At 72.1% G+C, this 21,108-nt stretch carries 21 protein-coding genes and 1 riboswitch; of the genes, 5 read left to right on the forward strand and 16 right to left on the reverse strand.

Going from position 1 to position 21,108, the window contains the following annotated elements; all coding sequences use genetic code 11:
• The first annotated feature begins 382 nt into the window (after positions 1-382).
• Positions 383-1,903 carry a PAS domain-containing sensor histidine kinase gene (locus tag AB0N76_RS32840; RefSeq protein WP_363563460.1) on the forward strand — a complete coding sequence of 507 codons (1,521 nt, stop codon included), beginning with the start codon at positions 383-385 and terminating at the stop codon, positions 1,901-1,903.
• Positions 1,904-2,343: 440 nt separating this feature from the next.
• Here the strand turns inward: AB0N76_RS32840 and AB0N76_RS32845 are convergent, their stop codons facing one another.
• Together AB0N76_RS32845 and AB0N76_RS32850 are read right to left on the reverse strand one after the other, a co-directional pair.
• Positions 2,344-2,595, reverse strand: a complete 252-nt coding sequence (locus tag AB0N76_RS32845) for a WhiB family transcriptional regulator (RefSeq protein WP_014138019.1) — start codon at positions 2,593-2,595, stop codon at positions 2,344-2,346.
• Positions 2,596-2,965: 370 nt separating this feature from the next.
• Positions 2,966-3,937, reverse strand: coding sequence for a diacylglycerol kinase family protein (locus AB0N76_RS32850; protein WP_363563462.1), 972 nt, complete (start codon positions 3,935-3,937; stop codon positions 2,966-2,968).
• Between the two features lie 50 nt (positions 3,938-3,987).
• Here AB0N76_RS32850 and AB0N76_RS32855 point away from each other — a divergent pair, with 50 nt between their 5' ends.
• Entirely contained in the window at positions 3,988-4,416 is a 429-nt protein-coding gene (locus AB0N76_RS32855; RefSeq protein ID WP_363563464.1) for a hypothetical protein, read from the forward strand.
• Positions 4,417-4,464: 48 nt separating this feature from the next.
• On the opposite strand, the gene AB0N76_RS32860 is transcribed toward AB0N76_RS32855, so the two are convergent.
• The 7 genes from AB0N76_RS32860 to sodN all read right to left on the reverse strand — a co-directional run bounded on the left by AB0N76_RS32860 (position 4,465) and on the right by sodN (position 10,588).
• The gene (locus AB0N76_RS32860) at positions 4,465-5,535 is read right to left on the reverse strand and encodes an RNA polymerase sigma factor SigF (protein WP_363563465.1); all 1,071 of its coding nucleotides are present in this window, start codon (positions 5,533-5,535) and stop codon (positions 4,465-4,467) included.
• Between the two features lie 148 nt (positions 5,536-5,683).
• Entirely contained in the window at positions 5,684-6,094 is a 411-nt protein-coding gene (locus tag AB0N76_RS32865) for an anti-sigma regulatory factor (protein ID WP_363563467.1), read from the reverse strand.
• A 290-nt stretch (positions 6,095-6,384) separates the two neighbouring features.
• Positions 6,385-6,861, reverse strand: coding sequence for a GNAT family N-acetyltransferase (locus AB0N76_RS32870; protein ID WP_363563469.1), 477 nt, complete (start codon positions 6,859-6,861; stop codon positions 6,385-6,387).
• A 71-nt stretch (positions 6,862-6,932) separates the two neighbouring features.
• On the reverse strand, positions 6,933-7,925 hold the full coding sequence (locus AB0N76_RS32875) for an ABC transporter substrate-binding protein (RefSeq protein WP_363563471.1): 993 nt from the start codon (positions 7,923-7,925) through the stop codon (positions 6,933-6,935).
• Between the two features lie 44 nt (positions 7,926-7,969).
• Positions 7,970-8,737 (reverse strand): ABC transporter ATP-binding protein, encoded by a 768-nt coding sequence (locus AB0N76_RS32880; RefSeq protein WP_363563497.1) that lies wholly within the window; start codon positions 8,735-8,737, stop codon positions 7,970-7,972.
• Between the two features lie 23 nt (positions 8,738-8,760).
• Complete coding sequence (locus tag AB0N76_RS32885; protein ID WP_363563499.1) at positions 8,761-9,783, reverse strand: iron ABC transporter permease; 1,023 nt, start codon at positions 9,781-9,783, stop codon at positions 8,761-8,763.
• 189 nt (positions 9,784-9,972) lie between these two features.
• Positions 9,973-10,091: riboswitch (cobalamin riboswitch) on the reverse strand.
• A gap of 101 nt (positions 10,092-10,192) precedes the next feature.
• Positions 10,193-10,588 carry a superoxide dismutase, Ni gene (gene sodN / locus AB0N76_RS32890; RefSeq protein WP_350562726.1) on the reverse strand — a complete coding sequence of 132 codons (396 nt, stop codon included), beginning with the start codon at positions 10,586-10,588 and terminating at the stop codon, positions 10,193-10,195.
• A 186-nt stretch (positions 10,589-10,774) separates the two neighbouring features.
• Between sodN and sodX the strand changes: the two genes are divergently transcribed.
• The gene (gene sodX / locus AB0N76_RS32895; protein WP_363563473.1) at positions 10,775-11,233 is read left to right on the forward strand and encodes a nickel-type superoxide dismutase maturation protease; all 459 of its coding nucleotides are present in this window, start codon (positions 10,775-10,777) and stop codon (positions 11,231-11,233) included.
• Positions 11,234-11,245: 12 nt separating this feature from the next.
• Here the strand turns inward: sodX and AB0N76_RS32900 are convergent, their stop codons facing one another.
• The 5 genes from AB0N76_RS32900 to AB0N76_RS32920 all read right to left on the reverse strand — a co-directional run bounded on the left by AB0N76_RS32900 (position 11,246) and on the right by AB0N76_RS32920 (position 16,042).
• Complete coding sequence (locus AB0N76_RS32900) at positions 11,246-11,833, reverse strand: CGNR zinc finger domain-containing protein (RefSeq protein WP_363563475.1); 588 nt, start codon at positions 11,831-11,833, stop codon at positions 11,246-11,248.
• Positions 11,834-11,961: 128 nt separating this feature from the next.
• Entirely contained in the window at positions 11,962-12,753 is a 792-nt protein-coding gene (locus tag AB0N76_RS32905; RefSeq protein WP_363563477.1) for an amino acid ABC transporter ATP-binding protein, read from the reverse strand.
• On the reverse strand, positions 12,750-13,727 hold the full coding sequence (locus AB0N76_RS32910; protein WP_363563479.1) for an amino acid ABC transporter permease: 978 nt from the start codon (positions 13,725-13,727) through the stop codon (positions 12,750-12,752). The genes AB0N76_RS32905 and AB0N76_RS32910 overlap by 4 nt, the downstream gene beginning before the upstream one ends.
• Positions 13,728-13,759: 32 nt before the next feature.
• The gene (locus AB0N76_RS32915) at positions 13,760-14,692 is read right to left on the reverse strand and encodes an ABC transporter substrate-binding protein (protein WP_363563481.1); all 933 of its coding nucleotides are present in this window, start codon (positions 14,690-14,692) and stop codon (positions 13,760-13,762) included.
• A 423-nt stretch (positions 14,693-15,115) separates the two neighbouring features.
• Positions 15,116-16,042, reverse strand: coding sequence for an ABC transporter substrate-binding protein (locus AB0N76_RS32920; RefSeq protein WP_363563483.1), 927 nt, complete (start codon positions 16,040-16,042; stop codon positions 15,116-15,118).
• Between the two features lie 586 nt (positions 16,043-16,628).
• On the opposite strand from AB0N76_RS32920, the gene AB0N76_RS32925 reads away from it, so the two are divergent.
• Together AB0N76_RS32925 and AB0N76_RS32930 are read left to right on the forward strand one after the other, a co-directional pair.
• Positions 16,629-17,825 carry an NADP-dependent malic enzyme gene (locus tag AB0N76_RS32925; protein WP_363563485.1) on the forward strand — a complete coding sequence of 399 codons (1,197 nt, stop codon included), beginning with the start codon at positions 16,629-16,631 and terminating at the stop codon, positions 17,823-17,825.
• Positions 17,826-17,910: 85 nt separating this feature from the next.
• Entirely contained in the window at positions 17,911-18,873 is a 963-nt protein-coding gene (locus AB0N76_RS32930) for a zinc-binding dehydrogenase (protein WP_363563487.1), read from the forward strand.
• Positions 18,874-18,953: 80 nt separating this feature from the next.
• Here the strand turns inward: AB0N76_RS32930 and AB0N76_RS32935 are convergent, their stop codons facing one another.
• Positions 18,954-20,051, reverse strand: a complete 1,098-nt coding sequence (locus AB0N76_RS32935) for a PadR family transcriptional regulator (protein ID WP_363563489.1) — start codon at positions 20,049-20,051, stop codon at positions 18,954-18,956.
• Position 20,052: 1 nt separating this feature from the next.
• A complete protein-coding gene (locus AB0N76_RS32940; RefSeq protein ID WP_363563491.1) occupies positions 20,053-20,970 on the reverse strand; it encodes a DUF4097 family beta strand repeat-containing protein in 918 nt (305 codons plus the stop codon).
• Positions 20,971-21,108 lie beyond the last annotated feature (138 nt).

The raw sequence follows: 21,108 nt of genomic DNA on the forward strand, positions 1-21,108 counted from the left end.
CCCGTCCACAGGCTGTGGACGGGGGTCTCGGCGTTTCGCGCGCATCCGGACCGGGTCCGGAAAGCACTACGGGCCACGGCGCCGACACGGGACCCTCAACCCATGCGGCTCCGCGGCCCGGAGCTGTCGTCGGGCGCCGTTTTCGACCGAGAACTGTGCGGGGTCCTCGCTCGGCGGCGTCCGACCGAGGAGGGGCCGCGCGCGGTCAGGGCAGTTGCGCGGTGGGCCTCTCCTTGGTGCCCTTTCATTGTGGACTAGACCAATCTGGGTTGTCCAGGCCTGCCGGAAAATTGGTCTGGACAACTTGGGGAGCGGGCGCGGGGCGCACGCCGGCCGGGGTGCGCGGGGCCCGGCCGCGCCCCCCTGGAGCTACGCTCGCCCTGTGCCCTCGCTGAACGAACTCGTCCGCCGCCACACCACCCTGACCGGTGCCGATGTGGAGTGGCTCCACATGCTGGTCTCGGAGTGGCAGCTGCTCTCCGACCTGTCCTTCGCCGACCTCGTCCTGTGGATCCCCACCTGGGACGGCATCCGGTACGTCTCGGTGGCCCAGATGCGGCCCAACACCGGCCCCACCTCCTACCAGGACGACATGGTCGGCCACCTCGTCCCGCGCGGCCGCCGCCCGCTGCTGGACGCCGCCTACGACGAGGGCCGGATCGTGCGCGAGGGCGACCCGGAGTGGCGCGAGGAGGTGCCGGTCCGGGTCGAGTCCATCCCGGTGCGGCGCGAGGGCAAGGTGCTCGGCGTGATCGCCCGCAACACCAACCTGCTGACCGTCCGCACGCCCAGCCGGCTGGAGCTCACCTACCTGCAGAGCGCCTCCGACCTGGCCCAGATGATCGCCGCCGGCTCCTTCCCGTACCCCGGCGTCGAGCAGACCGACATGGACGCCGCGCCCCGGGTCGGCGACGGCCTGATCCGGCTCGACGCGGACGGCATCGTCACCTACGCCAGCCCCAACGCGCTCTCCGCCTACCACCGCCTCGGCCTCACCACCGACCTGGTCGGCAGCCACCTCGGCCGCGCCACCGCCGAGCTCGTCCCGCCCTCCCGGGCCGCCGTGCACGAGGCGCTGGTGAAACTGGCCAGCGGCTGGGCGCCCCGGCAGACCGAAGTCGAGGCCCAGGGCGGGGTGGTGACGGTGCGGGCCATCCCGCTCAAGCCGAAGGGCACGCTCACCGGTTCGCTGGTGCTCTGCCGCGACGTCACCGAGCTGCGCCGCCGCGACCGCGAGCTGATGACCAAGGACGCCACCATCCGGGAGATCCACCACCGGGTGAAGAACAACCTGCAGACCGTCGCCGCGCTGCTGCGCCTGCAGTCCCGCCGGATGGAGTCGGAGGCCGGCCGCGCCGCGCTGGACGAGGCGGTCCGCCGGGTCGGCTCGATCGCGATCGTGCACGAGACGCTCTCCCAGGCGCTGGACGAGCAGGTGGCCTTCGACGAGATCGCCGACCGGGTGCTGGCGATGGTGATGGAGCTGTCCCAGGACGGCCGGGTGGCGACCCGGCGCAGCGGCAGCTTCGGCATCCTGTCCGCCGAGGTGGCCACCCCGCTGGCGATGGTGCTGACCGAGCTGCTGCAGAACGCCCTGGAGCACGCGTTCGGTCCGAGCGCCTCCGGCAACCTGGAGGTCAGCGCGCTGCGCGGGCGGGCGCCGGCCACCGGGATGGGCTGGTCGGACAGCTGGAACGGCGGGGCCCGGCCGGAGGAGTACCTGCTGATCACCGTGCAGGACGACGGCAAGGGCATGCCGGAGGGCTTCGACCCGCAGCAGTCGGGCAACCTCGGCCTGCAGATCGTCCGGACGCTGGCCACCGGTGAGCTGGGCGGCACCTTCGACATGGTGGCCGGCCCGAACGGCGGCACCAAGGTGGTCCTGGAGATCCCGGTGCGCTGAGGCGCGTCGAGCGCCGAGCCGCGTCGAGTCGCGCTGAGGTGCGTCGTGGTGCGTCGTGGTGCGGAGGGGGCGTGCGGTCGGCGTGAGCGCCGGGTGCGTGCCCCTTCACACCGCCGGAAACAGAAACGAGGCCCTGTCGACCGGGGGGGGTGGGTCGACAGGGCCTCTCAACCCGTTCCGGCCGTCGGGGGGAGTCGGCCGGAACGGGGGCTCTGAGTGGTGCGACACCCCGCCGGTGCGTTGCACACGGTGAGCGCCACAGCTCCACAATATTGCTCTAAGTGAACAGTATCAAGTGGCTGGGCGGGTGAGTGTCGCCGGACTTCGCCGGGCTTCGCCGAGCAAGGTCCTTTGTGCGGAAGGCTTCACCAGGAGGTGCAGGGAAGCCTTTGATCATGTGTTGATCGGTCTGCGGTTACTGCGGGTACTACGGCGCGTGATCAGGCGGTGCGGGCGCGGTTGCGGGCGGCACGGCGCTTCATCGCGCGACGCTCGTCCTCGCTCATACCGCCCCAGACGCCGGCGTCCTGGCCGGTCTCGAGGGCCCACTGGAGGCACTGCTCCATGACCGGACAGCGGCGGCACACGGCCTTGGCTTCCTCGATCTGCAGCAGAGCGGGACCGGTGTTCCCGATCGGGAAGAACAGCTCCGGGTCCTCTTCGCGGCAGACAGCGCGGTGGCGCCAGTCCATGGTCGTCCAACTCCTCCTGCCGCGGGGGTTGCCCGATCGGCACATCGACGGTGGTTTGTGAATGTGAACGCTTTCACGAATCCCGCAACGGCAAAAGAGACCAAAGGCCCATCGGGCCCGGGAGGTCTGTGCTGGGGAGGGATTCGGCGATTCGAGGGACGCCCCGCGGTCGGCACCCAACAGGTTCTGAGGTTGCCGTCGCTGCGATGTGTCCCGATCGCCATGTAGAGGTTCGCAAACCTCGGGCCCGGATACAACCCCCTTCGGCGAGGAATTTTGGATTCTTCGGTGTCGCCTAGCTCACAGCCAGTACTTCTATGGAGTGAAGGGGGCTTGTGCGTTCGAGAAGAAGGGGGAACACCCCTTCTAGTCACACAATCACACGCAGTGCCCGCCGTACGCCTGTGAAACTGACGCGACTCCTGGATCCAAGGTGGTCCCCATCGACCTGGAACGGGGCCGGTTCCTCTGAAACCAAGGTGAAGTGCCGGACGTCGTGATAGGAGACGACGTGCTTCCCGGAGGGGCCGGCGGACGGGGCGCCATCGCTCGAAGGCCCGTGCGACCGCAGGATCTGACGGACCGTTCGAGCCGTACCGAACGCGGTCATCCGGGTGATGCCGAAGACGTCGAGGTCCGCGTCGAAGGAGGCGAGCGGCGAGGGGTAGACCGGGCGGTTGCCCAGGAAGGTCCACGGAGAGGTGTTGCTGACTATCGCCAGCGCGAGGCCCGGAACCGGCGCGCGGCCCGGCAGTTCCAAGGCGACCGGGCCCGATCTGCGCTGCTCACGCTGGGTGACGAAGTGCCGGATCGCCTGGGTCACGTAGAGCGCGTGGGTGGACTTGCGCCCCGCCCGGCGCTGCTCCTCGACCCGGCCGACCACGCCGGCGTCGAAGCCCAGGCCGGCGGTGAAGGTGAACCAGCGGTCCGGCAGCCCCTCGGTCATCGCCTTGCCCAGCCCGATCGGGCGCTCGCCCCGGTTCTCCAGGGCGTTCAGCAGCGCGCCGGTCGCCTCCACCGGGTCGTTCGGCAGGCCCAGCGCGCGGGCGAACACATTGGTCGAGCCGCCCGGGACCACCGCCAGCCGGGGGACCTTCTCACCCGGGCCGTGCGCGAGCAGTCCGTTGACCACCTCGTTGACCGTGCCGTCCCCGCCCAGCGCCACCACCAGGTCGACCGCGCCGTCCTCCACGGCCTCCCGGGCCAGGTCGCGCGCGTGGCCGCGGTACTCGGTCTGCGCCACCTCCAGCTTGAGGTCGCTGCGCAGGGCGTGGATCAGGACGTCCCTGGTGCGGCCGCTGGTGGTGGTCGCTTTCGGGTTGACGACCAGGAGAGCGCGCATGTGCTCAGCCTACGGGGCGGTACGGACCGACCGGCGGCTACCCTGCTGGAGTGACCGCAGAATCCTCCGCACCCGTACCCGCGCCCGGCGCCGGCCGGCCGACCGCCCTCACCCTGGGCGCCGCCATCACCGCCGTGGAGGGCGCCGCGCTGGCCGTCGTCGGCGTCTGGGACATGGTCGCCGCGCTGTCCGGGCAGTCCAAGCAGCTCGCCCTGAACGAGTTCGGCGGTCTGGTGATCGTGCTGCTCGGCGTGCTGCCGCTGCTGGCCGCCCGGGCGCTGCTCAAGGGCCGCCGCTGGGGCCGCAGCCCGGCCGTGCTGACCAACTCGATCTGCCTGCCGGTGGCGTACTACATGTGGCAGAGCGGCGGCACGATGGCCGGCGTCGGGGTGGCCGTCGGCCTGCTCGGCCTGGTCGGCATCGGCGCGCTGCTCAGCCCCAAGGCGACGGCGGTCCTCTACGCTCCGCGCGAGGGCTGAGCGTCGAGGACCGCCGGTCCGTTCCCGGCCGCTGAGCGGCCGTCGGTCCTACTCCTCCACCAGGAGCTTCTCCCGCAGCTGGGCCAGGGTCCGGGCGAGCAGCCGGGAGACGTGCATCTGCGAGATGCCCACCTCGGCGGCGATCTGCGACTGCGTCATGTTCCGGAAGAACCGGAGCACCAGGATCTTCTGCTCACGGGGCGGGAGTTGGGCCAGCAGCGGCTTGAGCGACTCGCGGTACTCGACGCCCTCCAGGGCCTCGTCGGTGGCGCCCAGGGTGTCCGCGACGGCCGGCGACTCGTCGTCGCTGTCCGGCACGTCCAGCGACAGCGTGGAGTACGCGTTGGCGGACTCCAGGCCCTCCAGGACGTCCTCCTCGGAGATCCCCAGGTGCTCGGCGAGCTCGTGCACCGTGGGGGAGCGGCCGTGCCGCTGGGAGAGCTCGCTGGTCGCCGTGGTCAGCGACAGCCGCAGCTCCTGGAGCCGGCGCGGCACCCGGACCGCCCAGCCCTTGTCGCGGAAGTGCCGCTTGATCTCGCCGACGATGGTCGGCGTCGCGTAGGTGGAGAACTCGACCCCGCGCTCGTGGTCGAAGCGGTCCACCGACTTGATCAGCCCGATGGTGGCGACCTGGGTCAGGTCGTCCAGCGGCTCGCCGCGGTTGCGGAACCGCCGGGCCAGGTGCTCGACCAGCGGGATGTGCATCCGCACCAGCTGATTGCGCAGCTCGACGCGCTCCGGGGAGCCGTCGGGCAGCGCGGACAGTCGGACGAACAGCGCCCGGGCCGCCTCGCGGTCCGGCGCGCCGCTGCGGTGCGGGGCCTGGGCGGGCACCGCGGCGCGCAGCGCCTCGGCCGCCTCCTCGACCGCCCCGTCCCGCGTCTGCGGCCCGGCGGCGTCGCCCGCCTCCGGGAGGTCCGCCTCCGGGTGGTCGGCGGCCGGCGGCACGGGCGTGGGCGACGGATCGGGCGACGTCTCGGGCGTCGGCTCGGTCGGCTGGCTCATCCGGTGGGCGTCCTTCGGGTGCGCTTCGTCGTTGGCGGCGAGGCCGGGGACGCTCGCCTGGGTCGGTACGGCAGGGCCCGCCGTCGCGAGGCCGGTACGGTCCAGATCACTCACGGCCATTCCCCCGTTCCGTTCCGGGAGCACCGGGACCGCCGGCCCCGGTTCGTCTCGATGGTCGTACCGCCGGGTGGGCGGTACCGGGAGCCGTCCGCCGGCCCGGTGCGCCGGGCGGACGGCCCTTGATCGGTGCTGCTGGGTCTGCTCAGTGGGCGGCGCCGCCGCCGCGCTTCTTGTGCAGGCTGATCGACACGGTCTTGTCCTCGGCGACCGAGGAGTCGACCTCGCCGGCCAGCGCGGAGAGCACGGTCCACGCGAAGGTGTCCCGCTCGGGCGCCCGGCCGTCGGTGGTGGGCGCCGAGACGATCACCTTCAGCGAGTCGCCGACCAGCCGGAACTCACAGGAGAGGACCGAGCCGGGGACGGCCTGCTGGAGGAGGATGGCGCACGCCTCGTCGACCGCGATGCGCAGGTCCTCGATCTCGTCCAGCGTGAAGTCCAGCCGGGCCGCGAGGCCCGCCGTCGCTGTACGCAGGACCGAGAGGTAGGCCCCGGCCGCGGGCAGCCGGACCTCTACGAAGTCCTGCACTCCGGGCTCGCCGTCGATCTGGGACACCCTCACCTCCTGGGTGACGCGCTGTGCTTCCGGGCCGGTGGCCGCGGCACTGTCTGTTGCTTGGCTCAACTGCTTCGCCCCAACTGTCCAGAGGGGTGGTGCGGTACGTACCGGTCATACCCCTCGAAGAGTGGCCGGACCCGCGCGTCCGCCCGAGACGTTACCGCTTTCCTGCCCCGGTGCGGGAGTCACTCATGGTAAGGCATCGCGACGCAGGGTGGCAGTGGTCTGACGACGCGCTTGTGCGCCGCCCGCGCACGCCCTCCGCGCCCCGGTCCGGGCGCCGGTTCTCAGCGGGCGCCGACGGCGGCCAGCGCCTCGCCGGTCAGGCGGTAGACGGTCCAGTCGTCCATCGGCACCGCGCCGAGCGCCTTGTAGAAGTCGATCGACGGGGTGTTCCAGTTCAGCACCGACCACTCCACCCGGGAGTAGCCGCGGTCGACGGCGATCCGGGCCAGCTCGACCAGCAGCGCCTTGCCGTAGCCGCCGCCGCGGGTCTCCGGGCGGACGTAGAGGTCCTCCAGGTAGACCCCGTGGGTGCCGCGCCAGGTGGAGAAGTTGCGGAACCAGATCGCGAAGCCGACCGGCTCGCCGGTGGTGTCGTCCTCGGCGATCAGGCCGAACACCGCGGGGTTGTCACCGAACAGCGCCTCGTGGAGCTGCTCCACGGTGGCGACCGCCTCGTGCGGTGCCTTCTCGTACTCCGCGAGCTCGCGGATCATGGTGTGGATGACGGGAACGTCGGTGGCGACGGCGGTGCGGATCATGCTACGAGCCTACTGCGCTGGGGTGTTCCGGCCCAGGCCCGGACGGCCCGCAGACCGTCCGGACCGCCGGCTCAGCGGGCCGGGACGGTCCGCAGGTAGGCCGCCAGGGCGGTGATCGCGGCCGGGTTGCGCGGGCTCTCGACCAGGTCGACGTAGTCGAGGACGAAGATCCGGTCGTTGCGGACCGCCGCGACGCCGGCCAGCGGCGGGAAGGACTTCAGGAACTTCCGCTTCGCCTCCGCGTCCGGGGTGGCGTAGTCGTTGATCACGATCACCTCGGGGTCGCGCTGCACCACGCTCTCCCAGCCGACCGTGGTCCAGGTGTCGGCGAGGTCGCCCATCACGTTCTTCCCGCCGGCCTTGGCGATGATCTCCTCCGGGGCGCCGAACCGCCCCGAGGTGTAGGGCTTGTCCTCGCCGCTGTCGTAGAGGAAGACGCTCGGCCGGTACGCGGGCTCCGGCACGGCGGCGATCTGCGCCTTGAAGTCGGCGATCAGCTTGTCGGCCCGGTCCCGGACGTCGAAGATCTCGCCCAGGTTGGCCAGGTCGGTGTAGAGCGCGTCCAGCGGGGACATGACCCCGCGCTCCTGGCCCTTGCCGCTGCGGCAGGACTCGGAGAGCACGTACGAGCCGATGCCCAGCTCGGCCAGCGCCTGCGGGGTGAAGCCGTCGGCCTCGCCGAAGCCGTAGTGCCAGCCGGCGAAGACCAGGTCGGCCTTGGCCTGCAGCACGACCTCCTTGGTGATCGGGTCCTTGGAGAGCCAGCTGGTCCGCTGGTAGCCGTCCTTCCAGGCGACCTTGCCGACGTCGCCCTTGTCGTCGGGCATCACGTAGCCGGCCATCCGGTCCTCCAGGCCGAGCGCCAGCATCAGCTCGGTGATGCCGACGTCGTTGGTCACCGTCCGGGCCGGCTTCTGCGCGAAGGTGACCTTGGTGCCGCAGTTGTCGACGGTCACCGGGTAGTGGGCGGAGGTGGCGGCGTCGCCGCGCGGGGCGATCTCGGCGCCGCAGCCGGTGAGCGCGAGGGTGAGCAGGGCGGCGGCGGCAACGGCCTTGGTGCGCATGGCGGTTCCTCGGAGGATCAAAAGGGGGACGGGCGGGGGGTCGACTACGGCAGGCGGTCGAAGAGCAGCTGGACGGCGCCGGTCACCGGGTGCCGGACCGGTGTCGCGCGGACGCCGAACACCTCGGCCAGCAGGGCGGGTTCGAGCACCTCGGCGGGCGGCCCGGAGGCGACGATCCGCCCGGCCGCGAGCACGTAGAGCAGGTCGCAGTGGCCGGCCGCCAGGTTGAGGTCGTGCAGCGCGGTGAGCACCGTCGGGCCGGCCTCCCGGACCAGCGCCAGCACCTCCAGCTGGTGCGCGATGTCCAGGTGGTTGGTGGGCTCGTCGAGGACCAGCACCTTCGGCTCCTGGACCAGCGCGCGGGCGATCAGCACCCGCTGCTTCTCGCCGCCGGACAGGCTCAGGAAGCCGCGGGCGGCCAGGTGCGCGGCACCGACCCGGCGCAGCGCCCGCGCGCACCGCTCCTCGTCCCCGGCGGACCGGCCGGCCAGACCGCCGCGGTGCGGCAGCCGGCCCATCCCGACCACCTCGGCGACGGTGAAGTCGAACTCGGCGGAGTGCTCCTGCGGCAGCGCGGCGACCCGCCGGGCGGCCTCGCGCGGGGCGAGCGCGTGCAGGTCCCCGCCGTCCAGCCGGACGGCGCCGGCGGCGGGCCGCAGCGCCCGGTAGACGCAGCGCAGCAGGGTCGACTTGCCGCTGCCGTTCGGCCCGATCAGGCCGACCACCTGCCCGGCGGCGGCGGACAGCGTGACCTCGTGGACCAGTCGGACGCCGGCCAGGTCGACCGAGACCCGGTCGACGGCGAGGTCCAGCGCGGCTCCCTCGACGGCGGCGGTCACCGGCCACCTCCGAAGGAGTAGCCGCGCCGGCGCATCAGCAGCAGGAAGCAGGGCACCCCGAGGGCCGCGGTGACCACCCCGGTCGGCAGTTCGGCGGGCGCCAGCAGGGTGCGCGAGACGATGTCCACCCAGACCAGCAGCAGCGCCCCGGCGAACGGCGCGACCAGCAGCACCCGGCGGTGGCCGGCCCCGACCAGCATCCGCACCAGGTGCGGCACCATCAGCCCGACGAAGCCGATCGCCCCGCTGACCGCGACCACGGTGCCGGTGACCGCCGCGGTCACCACGAACAGCTCGCGGCGCAGCCGGTCCGGGTCCACGCCGAGCGAGGTGGCCGTCTCGTCGCCCATGGCGAGCGCGTCCAGCCGCCCGGCGGCGCAGGCCAGGTGGACCAGGCCGGCCAGCACGGTGACGGCGGCGATCGGCACCGAGCCCCAGGTCGCCCCGCCCAGGCTGCCGAGCAGCCACATCATGGCGGAGCGGGCGGCCTCGCCGCGGGCGGCGGCGAACACCATCAGCGCCGTCACCGCGGAGAAGCCGTACGACATGGCGGTGCCGGTGAGCACCAGCCGCAGCGGGGTGAGGCCGTAGGCGGTCCGGGCCGTCAGGTAGACCAGCACCATGGCGAGCAGGGCCGAGCCGAAGGCGGAGACCGAGAGCGCCCAGACGCCGAGCGAGGCGAAGGCACCCCACATCAGCACGGCGTTGGCGCCGACCGCGGCGCCGGAGGAGATGCCGAGCACGAACGGGTCGGCGAGCGCGTTGCGGACCATCGCCTGCACCGCGACCCCGGTGGCGGCCAGTCCGGCGCCGACCACGGCGGCCAGCACGGCGCGCGGCAGCCGGATCTCCCAGACGATGGCGTACGCGGACGCCTCGTCGGCGGACAGCCGGCCACCCGTCAGACCGGCGCCCAGCAGCCGCAGGACGTGCGCCCAGCCGAGTCCGGAGGAGCCCACCGCGACGGCGCAGACCAGCGAGCCGAGCAGGGCCGCGGCCAGGGCGGCGGCCAGCGGCACGGCGGGTATTCGGCGCGGTCCGGGCGGGTCGGCGGCGGGAGCCGGTGCCGGAGCCGGTGCGGTCGCGGTGCCGCGGGTGCTGCTCACAGGTTGCGCGCGCCTTGCCTCGGGCCGGGGCGGCGCGGGGCGGCGCGCCCGGGCGGCGGGTGTGCCGGGGCGCCATCCCCTCGCAGTCCGCGGCGAGTTGTCGGGAGTCCGGCGTCCCGGGGCGATCGGGCTCACGGGCGCGGGGCACCGTTTACCGTTGCGGGTCAGCGCCGGATTCGCACCGGCTTCCCCCTCGGGACGCCCTGGCAGCATAACAAGCACTCAGGCCAGGCAACCCTTACCGGGCGGAGCTGTGGCGACAGACACAACCGCCCCCGTCCGAGGTGCGGACGGGGGCGGTCGCAAGGAGGGTGAGCGGGGATCAGCCCTGCTTGGTCTCCCAGAAGATCTTGTCGACCTCGGCGATGAGGTCGAGCAGCGCCTGGCCGGTGGCCGGGTCGGTCGACGCCTTGGCGGCCGAGGCGGCCTTCAGGGTGTCGTTGATCAGCTGGTGCAGCTGCGGGTACTTCTCGAAGTGCGGGGCCTTGAAGTAGTCGCTCCACAGCACCGAGATGTGGTGCTTGACGGCCTCGGCGCGCTGCTCCTTGATGATGATGGCGCGGGCGCGGAAGTGCGCGTCCTCGTTGGCCTGGTACTTCTCCTGGGTGGCCTTGACCGACTCGGCCTCCAGGCGGGCCTGGGCCGGGTCGTACACGCCGCAGGGCAGGTCGCAGTGGGCGTGCGCGGTGGCGCGAGGTGCAAACAGACGAGAGAACATGGGAGTCCTTCCTTAGATCGTCTTCCCGCGCCCGAGATTACCCGCCGGGCCCTGCGGTTTCGCGATCGGGCGGCGGGCCTAGGGCAAAAGGCCGAGCCGGAACCGGACGAATCCGGACATCGGCGGGTGACGGCCCGTACGGCAGACTGGTGTGCGAGGACGGGACGCGGACCGGGAGGAGCAGCCGTGGCACGGAGCGCGGAACCGGAGGACGCCGCCCCGGGGGGCGGCGCGCCGTTCGGGCTGATCGACGTGGCCGGGGACTCGATGGTGCCGACCCTGCGCGACGGGGACCAGCTGCTGGTCCGCTACGGCGCCCGGATCCGGCCCGGCGCGGTGGTGGTGTTCCGTCACCCGTTCCAGCAGAACCTGCTGGTGGTGAAGCGGGCCGACGGCCGGCGCCCCAAGGGCTGGTGGCTGCTCTCCGACAACCGGCCGATCGACAGCGACAGCCGCAGCTACGGCGCCGTCCCGGACGAGCTGGTGCTCGGCCGGGTGCTGCTGCGGCTGCGCCCGCGCCCGGCCTGGCTGGCGCCGGGCCGCCGGCTGGAGCGGCTGCTGCTGCGCGCCCCGCTGGCCCGGGTGCCCGGGCTGGCCCGCCGGCTGGGCGTCTGGATCCGCCCGGAGGAGCTGCCCGGCGCCTGACCGGGCGGCCCGTCAGGCCTCGCCGGCGGCGGCCTGCTGGGCCTCCAGGCGCTTGCGGGCCCGGTAGGCGGCGACGTTGGCACGGGTCGCGCAGCGGTCCGAGCAGTACCGCCGGGACCGGTTGGTCGAGGTGTCCAGGTAGGCGTTGCGGCAGGGCGCGGCCTGGCAGATGCCGAGCCGGTCGGCGCCGGTCTCGGTCAGGTGGACGGCCAGGCCCATGCAGGCGACGGCGCTGAAGTGCGCGGTGGCGGTGGGGGAGTTGTCGGCGAGGTGCAGGTGCCAGCGGGGCCGGCCGGCCTCGTCGAGGTAGTCGTGCCCGGAGACCAGCGGGCTGACCGGGAACTCCATCAGCAGGCTGTTCAGCAGGTCGACGCTGCGGACCTCCTCGCCCTCGGCGGCGGCCTCGAACACCCCGCGCAGCCGGGTCCGGACGGCGCGCAGCCGCGGCAGGTCCGACTCGTCGGCGAGGTCGCGGGCCCGCGAGGAGTCCGAGAACAGCGCGCGCACCGCGTCCACCGAGGTCAGCGAATCGGTGCCGCGCTCGGGCTCCTCGGTGTTCACCAGCCGGACGGCCAGATCGGCGTACGAGGCGAGCTCCACGGTGGTCCTTCCAGGGGTGGGTAACGGGCTGATTGCCTCCAGCCTATTACCCGAACGGCGAAAGCGGGGAAACGGGGAAAACACCGGCGCCCGGCAGGACCGGCCTGCCGGGCGCCGCGAAGGTGCGCTCAGAGCACCTTGGAGAGGAACGCGCGGGTGCGTTCGTGCTGGGGGTTGGTGAGGACGTCGCGGGGGTTGCCGGACTCGACGACGACGCCGCCGTCCATGAACACCAGCGCGTCGCCGACCTCGCGGGCGAAGCCCATCTCGTGGGTGACCACGATCATGGTCATGCCCTCCTCGGCCAGGCCCCGCATGACGTCGAGGACGTCGCCGACCAACTCGGGGTCCAGTGCGGAGGTCGGCTCGTCGAAGAGCATCAGCTTGGGCTTCATGGCGAGCGCCCGGGCGATGGCCACCCGCTGCTGCTGACCGCCGGACAGCTGGGAGGGGTAGTTCTTGGCCTTGTCGGCCAGCCCGACCCGCTCCAGCAGGGCCATGCCGCGCTCCCGGGCGGAGGACTTGCTCTCGCCCTTGACCTGTACCGGCGCCTCGATGATGTTCTCTATGGCGGTCATGTGCGGGAACAGGTTGAACCGCTGGAACACCATGCCGATGTCACGGCGCTTGAGCGCGACCTCGCTGTCCTTGAGCTCGTGGAGCTTGGTGCCCTGCTGCCGGTAGCCGACGAGCTCACCGTCGACCGCGAGCAGCCCGCCGTTGATCTTCTCCAGGTGGTTGATGCACCGGAGGAAGGTCGACTTGCCGGAGCCCGACGGGCCGATGAGGCAGAACACCTCGTTGCGCTTGACCTCCAGGTCGATGCCCTTGAGCACCTCGACCACACCGTAGGACTTGCGGACGCCCTCGGCCCTGACCATCGGGTGGTCGGAGGCCGGCGCCTTGCTCAGGTCGGTCATTGGTGGGTACCTCCCTCAAGCCCCGGAACCACGTCGTGCTTGGCCTTCGGGGTGGTCTTGCCGCCGAACAGCAGTCGCACCCGCTGGATCGGCGTGGGCGGCAGCGTCCGGGTCGTACCCCGAGCGTAGTACCGCTCGACGTAGTACTGGCCGATGGTGAGCACCGAGGTCAGGAAGAGGTACCAGAGGCTGACGGTGATCAGCAGCGGGATGGTCTCGAAGGTGCGGGAGTAGATGTTCTGCCCGGCCCGGAAGAGCTCTTCCAGTGCGATGACCGAGACCAACGAGGTGGTCTTGAGCATCGAGATGGTCTCGTTGCCGGTGGGCGGGATGATCACTCGCATGGCCTGCGGCAGGACGATCCTGCGCATGGTGGCGAACCGGCTCATGCCGAGCGCGTGGGCCGCCTCGGACTGCCCCTCGTCCACCGACTGGATGCCGCCGCGGACGATCTCCGCCATGTAGGCGGCCTCGTTGAGGCCGAGGCCGAGCAGCGCCGCGGTGAAGACCGGGATCAGCGTGTTGGTCGACTCGGACCAGAACTCCGGGCCGAACGGGATGCCGATCGAGAGCTTCGGCCAGAGCGCGCCCAGGAAGTTCCAGAACACCAGCTGGACCAGGACCGGGGTGCCGCGGAAGATCCAGATGTAGAACCACGCGGTGCCCGACAGCAGCGGGTTCGGCGACAGCCGCATCACCGCCAGGACGATGCCGCCGACCACACCCATGACCATTGAGAGCGCGGTGAGCTCCAGGGTGACGCCGAGGCCGTGCAGGATGCTGGAATCGAAGAGGTAGGTGTTGACGACATCCCACTGGAAGGCGGGATTGAAGATCAGGGCGTGGAGCAGCATCGCGGCGAAGACGGCGACGACGACAGCTCCGGCCCACCGTCCGGGGTGGCGTACGGGGACGGCCTTGAAGGACTCAGGCCGCCCCGATGACACCTGCTTCCCCTGATCGGAATGGTTCACGGTGGCCTCGGATGAAGGGGAGTGGCGAAGGGTCAGCTGGTGGCGCCGTTGATGACGGACTTGTCGATCGCGCCGGCCTGGACGCCCCACTTCTCCAGGACCTTCTTGTAGCTGCCGTCGTCCATCAGCGACTGGATGGCGGCCTGGACGGCCTTGGTGAGCGGGGAGCCCTTGGCCAGCACGACGCCGTACGGGGCCTTGCCCTCGACGTCGCCGAGCTGCTCCAGCTGGCCGTTGGTCTGCTTGAGCGCGTAGTCGATGACCGGGGAGTCGGCGAGCATGACCTGGTCGCGGCCGGAGACCATCGCGGTGGTCACGTCGGTCTGCAGGTCGAACTTGTCGCCGTCGTTCGGCACGCCGGGCTTGCCCGCCTTGACGCAGTCCGGGGTGATCGTGTCCTTGATGGTGTCGGCCTGGGTGGTGCCGGTCTGGACGGCGATCTTCTTGCCGCACAGGTCCTTCAGGTCGATCTTGTCCGGGTTGCCCTTCTTGACCGCCGCGCTGGTGCCGGCGAGGAAGTAGGTCACCATGTCGACCTGGCCCTCGCGCTCCTTGGTGTCGGTGAAGGAGCTCATGCCCAGCTGGAACTTGTTGGCGCTGATGCCCGGGATGATCGCGGTGAACGGCGAGTTCTGGACCTCGACGGTCAGGCCGAGCTTCTGGCCGATGAGGGTGGCCAGGTCGACGTCCATCCCGATGATCTTGCCGGAGGCGTCCTGGAACTCGTTGGGCGCGTAGGAGGCGTCGGCGGCGACGACCAGCTTTCCGCCGGACTTGACGTCGGCCGGGACCAGCGCGGCCAGCGACGCGTCGGCGCTGACGGTCGGCAGGGCGGCGGAGGCACTGGCACCGCCGGTGCTGCCGGAGGAGGACTTGCTGCTGCCACAGGCGGTCAGCACGAGCGACGCGGACGCGAGCACCGCCGCGGTGGCGAGGAGGCGGGCGCGCTGGGTACGGGCGATCATGGGGGGATCTCCTCCTGAGGGAGAGGTCGGGCGGAGCGCGCCGCCGTGGAGCGGCACACCGGGGCAGCATTGCCGTACGGCGCTGTACGGGTCGGGCAGGGAGACTGCGCAGGGTGGTACAGGTACTGCTCTCCGCCACCGTCCGCCGAGGTGGGCGTTGACCGAACCGCCTCGACCAGTGGCCGGCTCGATCCGAGATGGGGGGAATCCTGCCATCTGATGACGCTCGGGTGGCCCTCATTCAGATCAAAATCGGATAACGAGGGGCCGCGCCGTCCGCTATACGGACGAATACCGTGTCCCTGTCACCCTGCGTATAAGTATGCAGATCCCTCCGCGCTCCGCCCGGAGGCCCGGCCGCGCACTCGCCCGATCGTGCGCCCGCCCGATCCCGTGCTCCGGGCCCCCGGTCGCGCCCGTGTCTCAGATGCCCCCGTTGACCACCGCGTTCTGCGCCGCGCCCGCGGCGACGTTCCACTTGGCGAGGATCTTGTCGTACTCGCCGCTGCGGATCAGCTGGTCGACCGCCTTGGCCAGGACGTCCCGCAGTTCGGTGTCGTCCTTGCGCAGCGCGATGCCGTACGGGTTGGAGCGGGACTGCGAGCCGGTCACCTCGAAGCGGCTGCCGCCGTCGGTGTTCTTCGCCGCGTAGGCGGCCACCGGGAAGTCGTTCAGACCGGCCTGGGCCGCGCCGGAGGCGACCTCGGCCAGCGCCTTGGCGTCGCTGTCGAACTTGTGCACGGTCAGCGGCTTGTTGGCGCGGGTGCAGGCGGTCACCTGGCGGGTGGCGATCTCGTCCTGGGTGGTGCCGGTCTGGACCGCGACGGTCTTGCCGCACAGGTCGTCCAGGGAGTGGATGCCCTTCGGGTTGCCCTTCGGGACCACCATCGAGGTGCCGGCGATGAAGTAGTCCACGAAGTCGACGGCCTGGCCGTTCGGCTTGCCGTCCTCGCCCAGCGGGTCCCGGCGCTGGCGGATGTCGCTGAGCGCCGACATGACCACGTCGTACTGCTTCTTGTGGAGGTCCGGTATGAGCTTGTCGAAGGGGGTGTCGACGTACTCGATCCGCAGGTCGAGGATCCGGCCGAGGGCCGCCGCGATGTCCGGGTCCAGGCCGTCCGGCTTGCCGTCGGCGCCCCGGAACTCCACCGGCGGGTAGTTGACGTCCATGCCGATCCGGAGGGTCTTGGCCGACTGCTGGGCCTTCGGGATCTTCGCGCGGATCTCCTGGACCGGGTCCTTCGCGACGGCCTGGTCGCCGCCGCCGCAGCCGCTCAACAGCAGGGCTCCGACGGTGGTGAGGGCGAGCGCGGCGGCGGCCGGCCTGCGGTAATGGGCGCGGTGGGGCATGAGACTGCTCCTGTGGGAGGGAGGGGGTGGCGCCGCAGCATCGCGGAGATGTACGCGAGATGGCGGGACAAGGGATCCTCCCATCCCGGCCTGCCGGGCCCGTGGGCGGGTGTGTCAGAATTCGGTACCGGGTGACCCCCGACGCTCGAACCAGACCGCCGAGCCGCAACCGGCTCGGGGTGCGCAGGAACGGAAGTCCATGACGCCGACTCCGTATCCGAGGCACCGGCCCCCCTCCGTGTCTGCGTTCACCCCTGCGGGTGTGCGTGCTCGTTCGCCATTGCCGCCGCCGGGGCCCGGTACTCACGGCGCCTGGGTGCTCCAGGTGGCTGTGAGGCGAATGACAACCAAGTGACTTGGACGAAAAGGCATGGGTGCGATGCCGTCGTCCGACCTACGCTCGGCCCGAAGCACAGCGAGACCACACGCAGACAAATCCATAAAACCCTCATTCGAGGGCGCTCGTCCGACGGCGGCGCCCCGACCCGGCCTTCTCCCCGGGCGCTTCGGCGTTCCCGGGGTCGGACCGGATCGCCACCGTCCGTCGGCCGGGTGTCCTCGCTCGATCAATGACGAAGAGGTCATCGTGGCAGCGGAGATCATCCACAGCACTACCCAGGACACCGACGATCCGGTCGACGCCGTGTTCGCGCTCCACCGCGGCGGCAAGATGGAGGTCCGGGCGACCGTCCCGGTGCGCGACGCGGACGACCTGTCCCTCGCCTACACCCCCGGTGTCGCCCGCGTCTGCACGGCCATCGCCGAGCAGCCCGAGCTCGTCAACGACTACACCTGGAAGTCCAACACGGTGGCCGTGGTCACCGACGGCACCGCCGTGCTGGGCCTGGGCGACATCGGCCCGGAGGCCTCGCTGCCCGTCATGGAGGGCAAGGCGATCCTGTTCAAGCAGTTCGGCGGCGTGGACGCCGTGCCGATCGCGCTGGCCTGCACCGACGTGGACGAGATCGTCGAGACCGTGGTCCGGCTCGCCCCCTCCTTCGGCGGCGTCAACCTGGAGGACATCTCCGCCCCGCGCTGCTTCGAGATCGAGCGCCGGCTCCAGGACGCCCTGGACATCCCGATCTTCCACGACGACCAGCACGGCACCGCGATCGTCACCACCGCCGCGCTCTGGAACGCGGCCAAGGTGACCGGCCGGGAGATCGGCTCGCTGCGGGCCGTCATCTCCGGCGCCGGCGCGGCCGGCATCGCCATCGCCAAGATGCTGCTGGCCGCCGGCATCGGCGACGTGGCCGTCTGCGATCGCAAGGGCGTGGTCTACGAGGGCCGCGGCGACCTCACCGACGTCAAGGCGGAGATCGCCGCGCTGACCAACCGGACCGGCGCCAAGGGCACCCTGGCCGAGGCGCTGGCCGGCGCCGACGTCTTCATCGGCGTCTCCGGCGGCACCGTGCCGGAGGAGGCCGTCGCCACCATGGCCGAGGGCGCGTTCATCTTCGCGATGGCCAACCCGAACCCGGAGATCCACCCCGAGGTCGCGCACAAGTACGCCGCCGTGGTGGCCACCGGGCGCAGCGACTTCCCGAACCAGATCAACAACGTGCTGGCCTTCCCGGGCATCTTCGCCGGCGCGCTGCAGGTCCGGGCCACCCGGATCACCGAGGGCATGAAGCTGGCCGCCGCCAAGGCGCTGGCCGGCGTGGTCACGGACGAGCTGACGCCGCAGAAGGTGATCCCCTCGCCGTTCGACGAGCGGGTCGCCCCGGCCGTCAGCAAGGCCGTCGCCGAGGCCGCCCGCGCCGAGGGCGTCGCCCGCCGGTAACGGCCGCGGTACCCACGGGGCCGGGACGTGCGTCACACCGACGCGCGGTTCCCGGCCCCCGGTCGTTGTGGCTATCGTCCGGAGCATGTTTGCTGCCTACGCCGCACGAATCGACGCCGACGACCCGCTGAGCGGGCTGGAGTTGGGCGAACGCCCCGAACCGCAGGCCCGTCCCGGGTGGAGCGTGGTCACGGTCAAGGCGGCCAGCCTGAACCACCACGACCTCTGGTCGCTGCGCGGGGTCGGCCTGCCCGCCGAGAAGCTGCCGATGATCCTCGGCTGCGACGCCGCCGGCGTCGACGAGCACGGCAACGAGGTGGTCCTGCACTCCGTCATCGGCCAGAGCGGGCACGGGGTCGGGCCGGACGAGCCCCGCTCGATCCTGACCGAGCGCTACCAGGGCACCTTCGCCCAGCAGGTGGCCGTCCCCACCTGGAACCTGCTGCCCAAGCCCGCCGAACTCTCCTTCGAGCAGGCCGCCTGCCTGCCCACCGCCTGGCTGACGGCCTACCGGATGCTGTTCACCAACGCCGGGGTGAAGCCGGGCGACACCGTGCTGGTGCAGGGCGCCGGCGGCGGGGTGTCGACCGCGCTGGTGGTCCTCGGCAAGGCGGCCGGCCTGCGGGTCTGGGTCACCGGCCGGGACGAGGCCAAGCGGGCCCGGGCGGTGGAGCTGGGCGCCGACGCGGCCTTCCCGAGCGGGGCCCGGCTGCCCGCGCGGGTGGACGCGGTGATGGAGACGGTCGGCGCCGCGACCTGGTCGCACTCGGTGAAGTCGCTCCGCCCGGGCGGCACGATCGTCATCTCCGGTGCCACCTCGGGCCCCAGCCCGGCGGCGGCCGAGCTGAACCGGATCTTCTTCCTGGAGCTGAAGGTGGTCGGGTCGACCATGGGCAGCAAGGAGGAGCTGGCCGGACTGCTCTCGCTGTGCGCCACCACCGGGGTCCGCCCGGTGATCGACTCGGTGCTGCCGCTGACCGAGGCGCGGGAGGGCTTCGCCCGGCTGGCCAAGGGCGACGTCTTCGGCAAGGTCGTCCTGACGCCGTGACGCCGTGACGCCGTGACGCGCGCGGGCCCGGTACCCCCCCGTGGGGTACCGGGCCCGTGGCCGGACAGCCGCCCAGCCGGTCAGCCGAGCAGACGCTTCAGGTGCTCGCCGGCGGTGCCGAGGACGGCGCGCGCCTCGGCCAGCCGGCCGGGCGTCACCCCGCCGTCCCGGGCCGCGTCGCGGACCTGGTCGCGGAAGCGGTCGAGCAGCCGCTCCAGCTCCCGGGCCGGGTCGCCGGCCGGGTCGGTGGCGGCCCACGGCGGCAGGTCGGCCGGGGCGCCGGCGGCCGGGGCCGCGCCCGGCTCGTCCTTGTCCAGGTCGATCCGGGTGACGGTGACCTTCGCACCGTCCGGCGCCCCGCCGGACGGCTCCGCCTTCTCCTCGGCCGGGTGGCCCCAGCGGGCCGCGTCGGCCAGCCCGGCCAGGCCCTTGGTCAGCTCGGAGAGGCCCTCGGCCAGGCCGGTCGGCCAGTCGCCGCGCGCCGCGTGGTCGCGGACCTGCTGCTCGACCCGGCGCTTGATCCGCAGCGCCTCCTGCTGGGCCGCCGTCCGGGCCGCCCGGGACTGCTCGCGCAGCCGGCGGGCCTCCTCCTCGGCCGCCTTGGCCTTGGCCTTGGCGGCCTTCTCCTGCTCCTTGGCCCGCTTGGCCTGCTCCTTGGCCTGCCGCTTGAACTGGGCGAACTCCTCCTTGGCGCGCTGCCAGGCGGCCTGGTCGCCCCACGGCCCGGCCCACGGGTTGCCGCCGGCGCCGTCCCCGCCCCCGTCCTCGGCCCCCGGCTGCGGGGCGCCGCGGCGGGCCTGCTCGGCCGCGCCCCACAGCTGCTCGCGCAGGTCCTTGGCGCTGTCCCGGACGTCCTCCCGGATCGCCCCGGCGAGCTGGGCCACCGAGTCGTGGATCTCCAGCTCCAGCTCGTCGAGTTCGCCCTGCCGGGCGGCGAGCTCGGCGCGGCCGGCGTCGGTCAGCCGGTAGACCTTGCGGCCGCCCTCGCTGCTGTGCGCGACCAGGCCCTCCTGCTCCAGCTTGGCCAGCCGCGGGTAGACCGTGCCGGCCGAGGGCGCGTACAGGCCCTGGAAGCGCTCCTCCAGCAGGCGGATGACCTCGTAGCCGTGGCGCGGGGCCTCGTCGAGCAGCTTGAGCAGGTAGAGCCGGAGCCGGCCGTGGCCGAAGACGGGGGTCATGTCAGGCCTCCTTGGTGAGGTCGGGGCGCTCGCCCGGGCCGTCGGTCGCGGGCAGCTCCCGGACGACGACCTGGGCGTCGTCCTCGGCCTCGGGCCGGGCCAGCACGGTCACCGCGCCGGAGACGGTGGTGACCGAGAGGCTGCCCTTGCCGTCGCCGAGCTGGCCGGAGAGCCGCTTGGTGCCCCAGCTGCCGCCGACCTTGAGCTGCTCGAAGCCGGACGTGAGGTCGCCGCTGGTGGTGCCGGCCTCGACCTTGGTGTCGGCCAGCGAGGGCAGCCGGACGCCGACCGCGCCGCTGACCGTGGTGACCTTGATCTCGGTCGGGGTGGCGGCGGCCAGGTCCAGGGTGACCGAGCCGGTGACGGCGTTGGCGGTCACCTTGTCGGCGGTGGCGGCGACCACGGTGAGCTGCCCGGAGACGGTGTTCAGCCGCAGCCGGCCGGCCACCGACTGGGCGTCCACGTCGCCGGTCACGGTGTTGGCGTCGGTCCGGCCGGCCAGGCCGACCAGGGTGATGTCGGCGTTGGCGGTCTGGGTCGAGACGTGCTCGGTGAAGCCGGAGACCGTCGTCGTGGCGGAGACCGTGCCGACCTTGACCTCGGTGGCGGCGGGCACGGTCAGGGTGACCGAGGCGCTCCGCTTCCGCTTGAAGGAGGAGAAGAAGCCCTTCACCGAGTCGACCGACTTGAGGACGTCGCCGAACTCGTTCCAGCTGCTGAGGTCCTTGTAGGTGACGGTGAGGACGCCGTCGACCAGGGTGACGTACAGCGGCTCGCCGGTCAGCTCGGTGACCTCCAGGCGGGCCGGGCCCTCGGCGGCGACCACGTTGACCGTGCCGTCGATGGTCCGCACCTGGAGGGTCCGGACCGCCTCCTCGATGGTGATCCTGTCGGGTCCCTCGACCGTCCACTCGCTCATCTCTGCCGCCTCCCGTTGGTGACTCGCGATGTATCGCGTTCTTCTTTAAAGACGATATGTCGCGTCGCGGCGGGCCACAAGGGCGCCCGACCCTGAGACCGCCCGGAGCCGACCCTGAGGCCCGGCCCCTACGGGAGG

The organism is Kitasatospora sp. NPDC093806 (genome assembly GCF_040683335.1).
In the GTDB taxonomy this organism is placed as follows: Bacteria; Actinomycetota; Actinomycetes; order Streptomycetales; family Streptomycetaceae; genus Kitasatospora.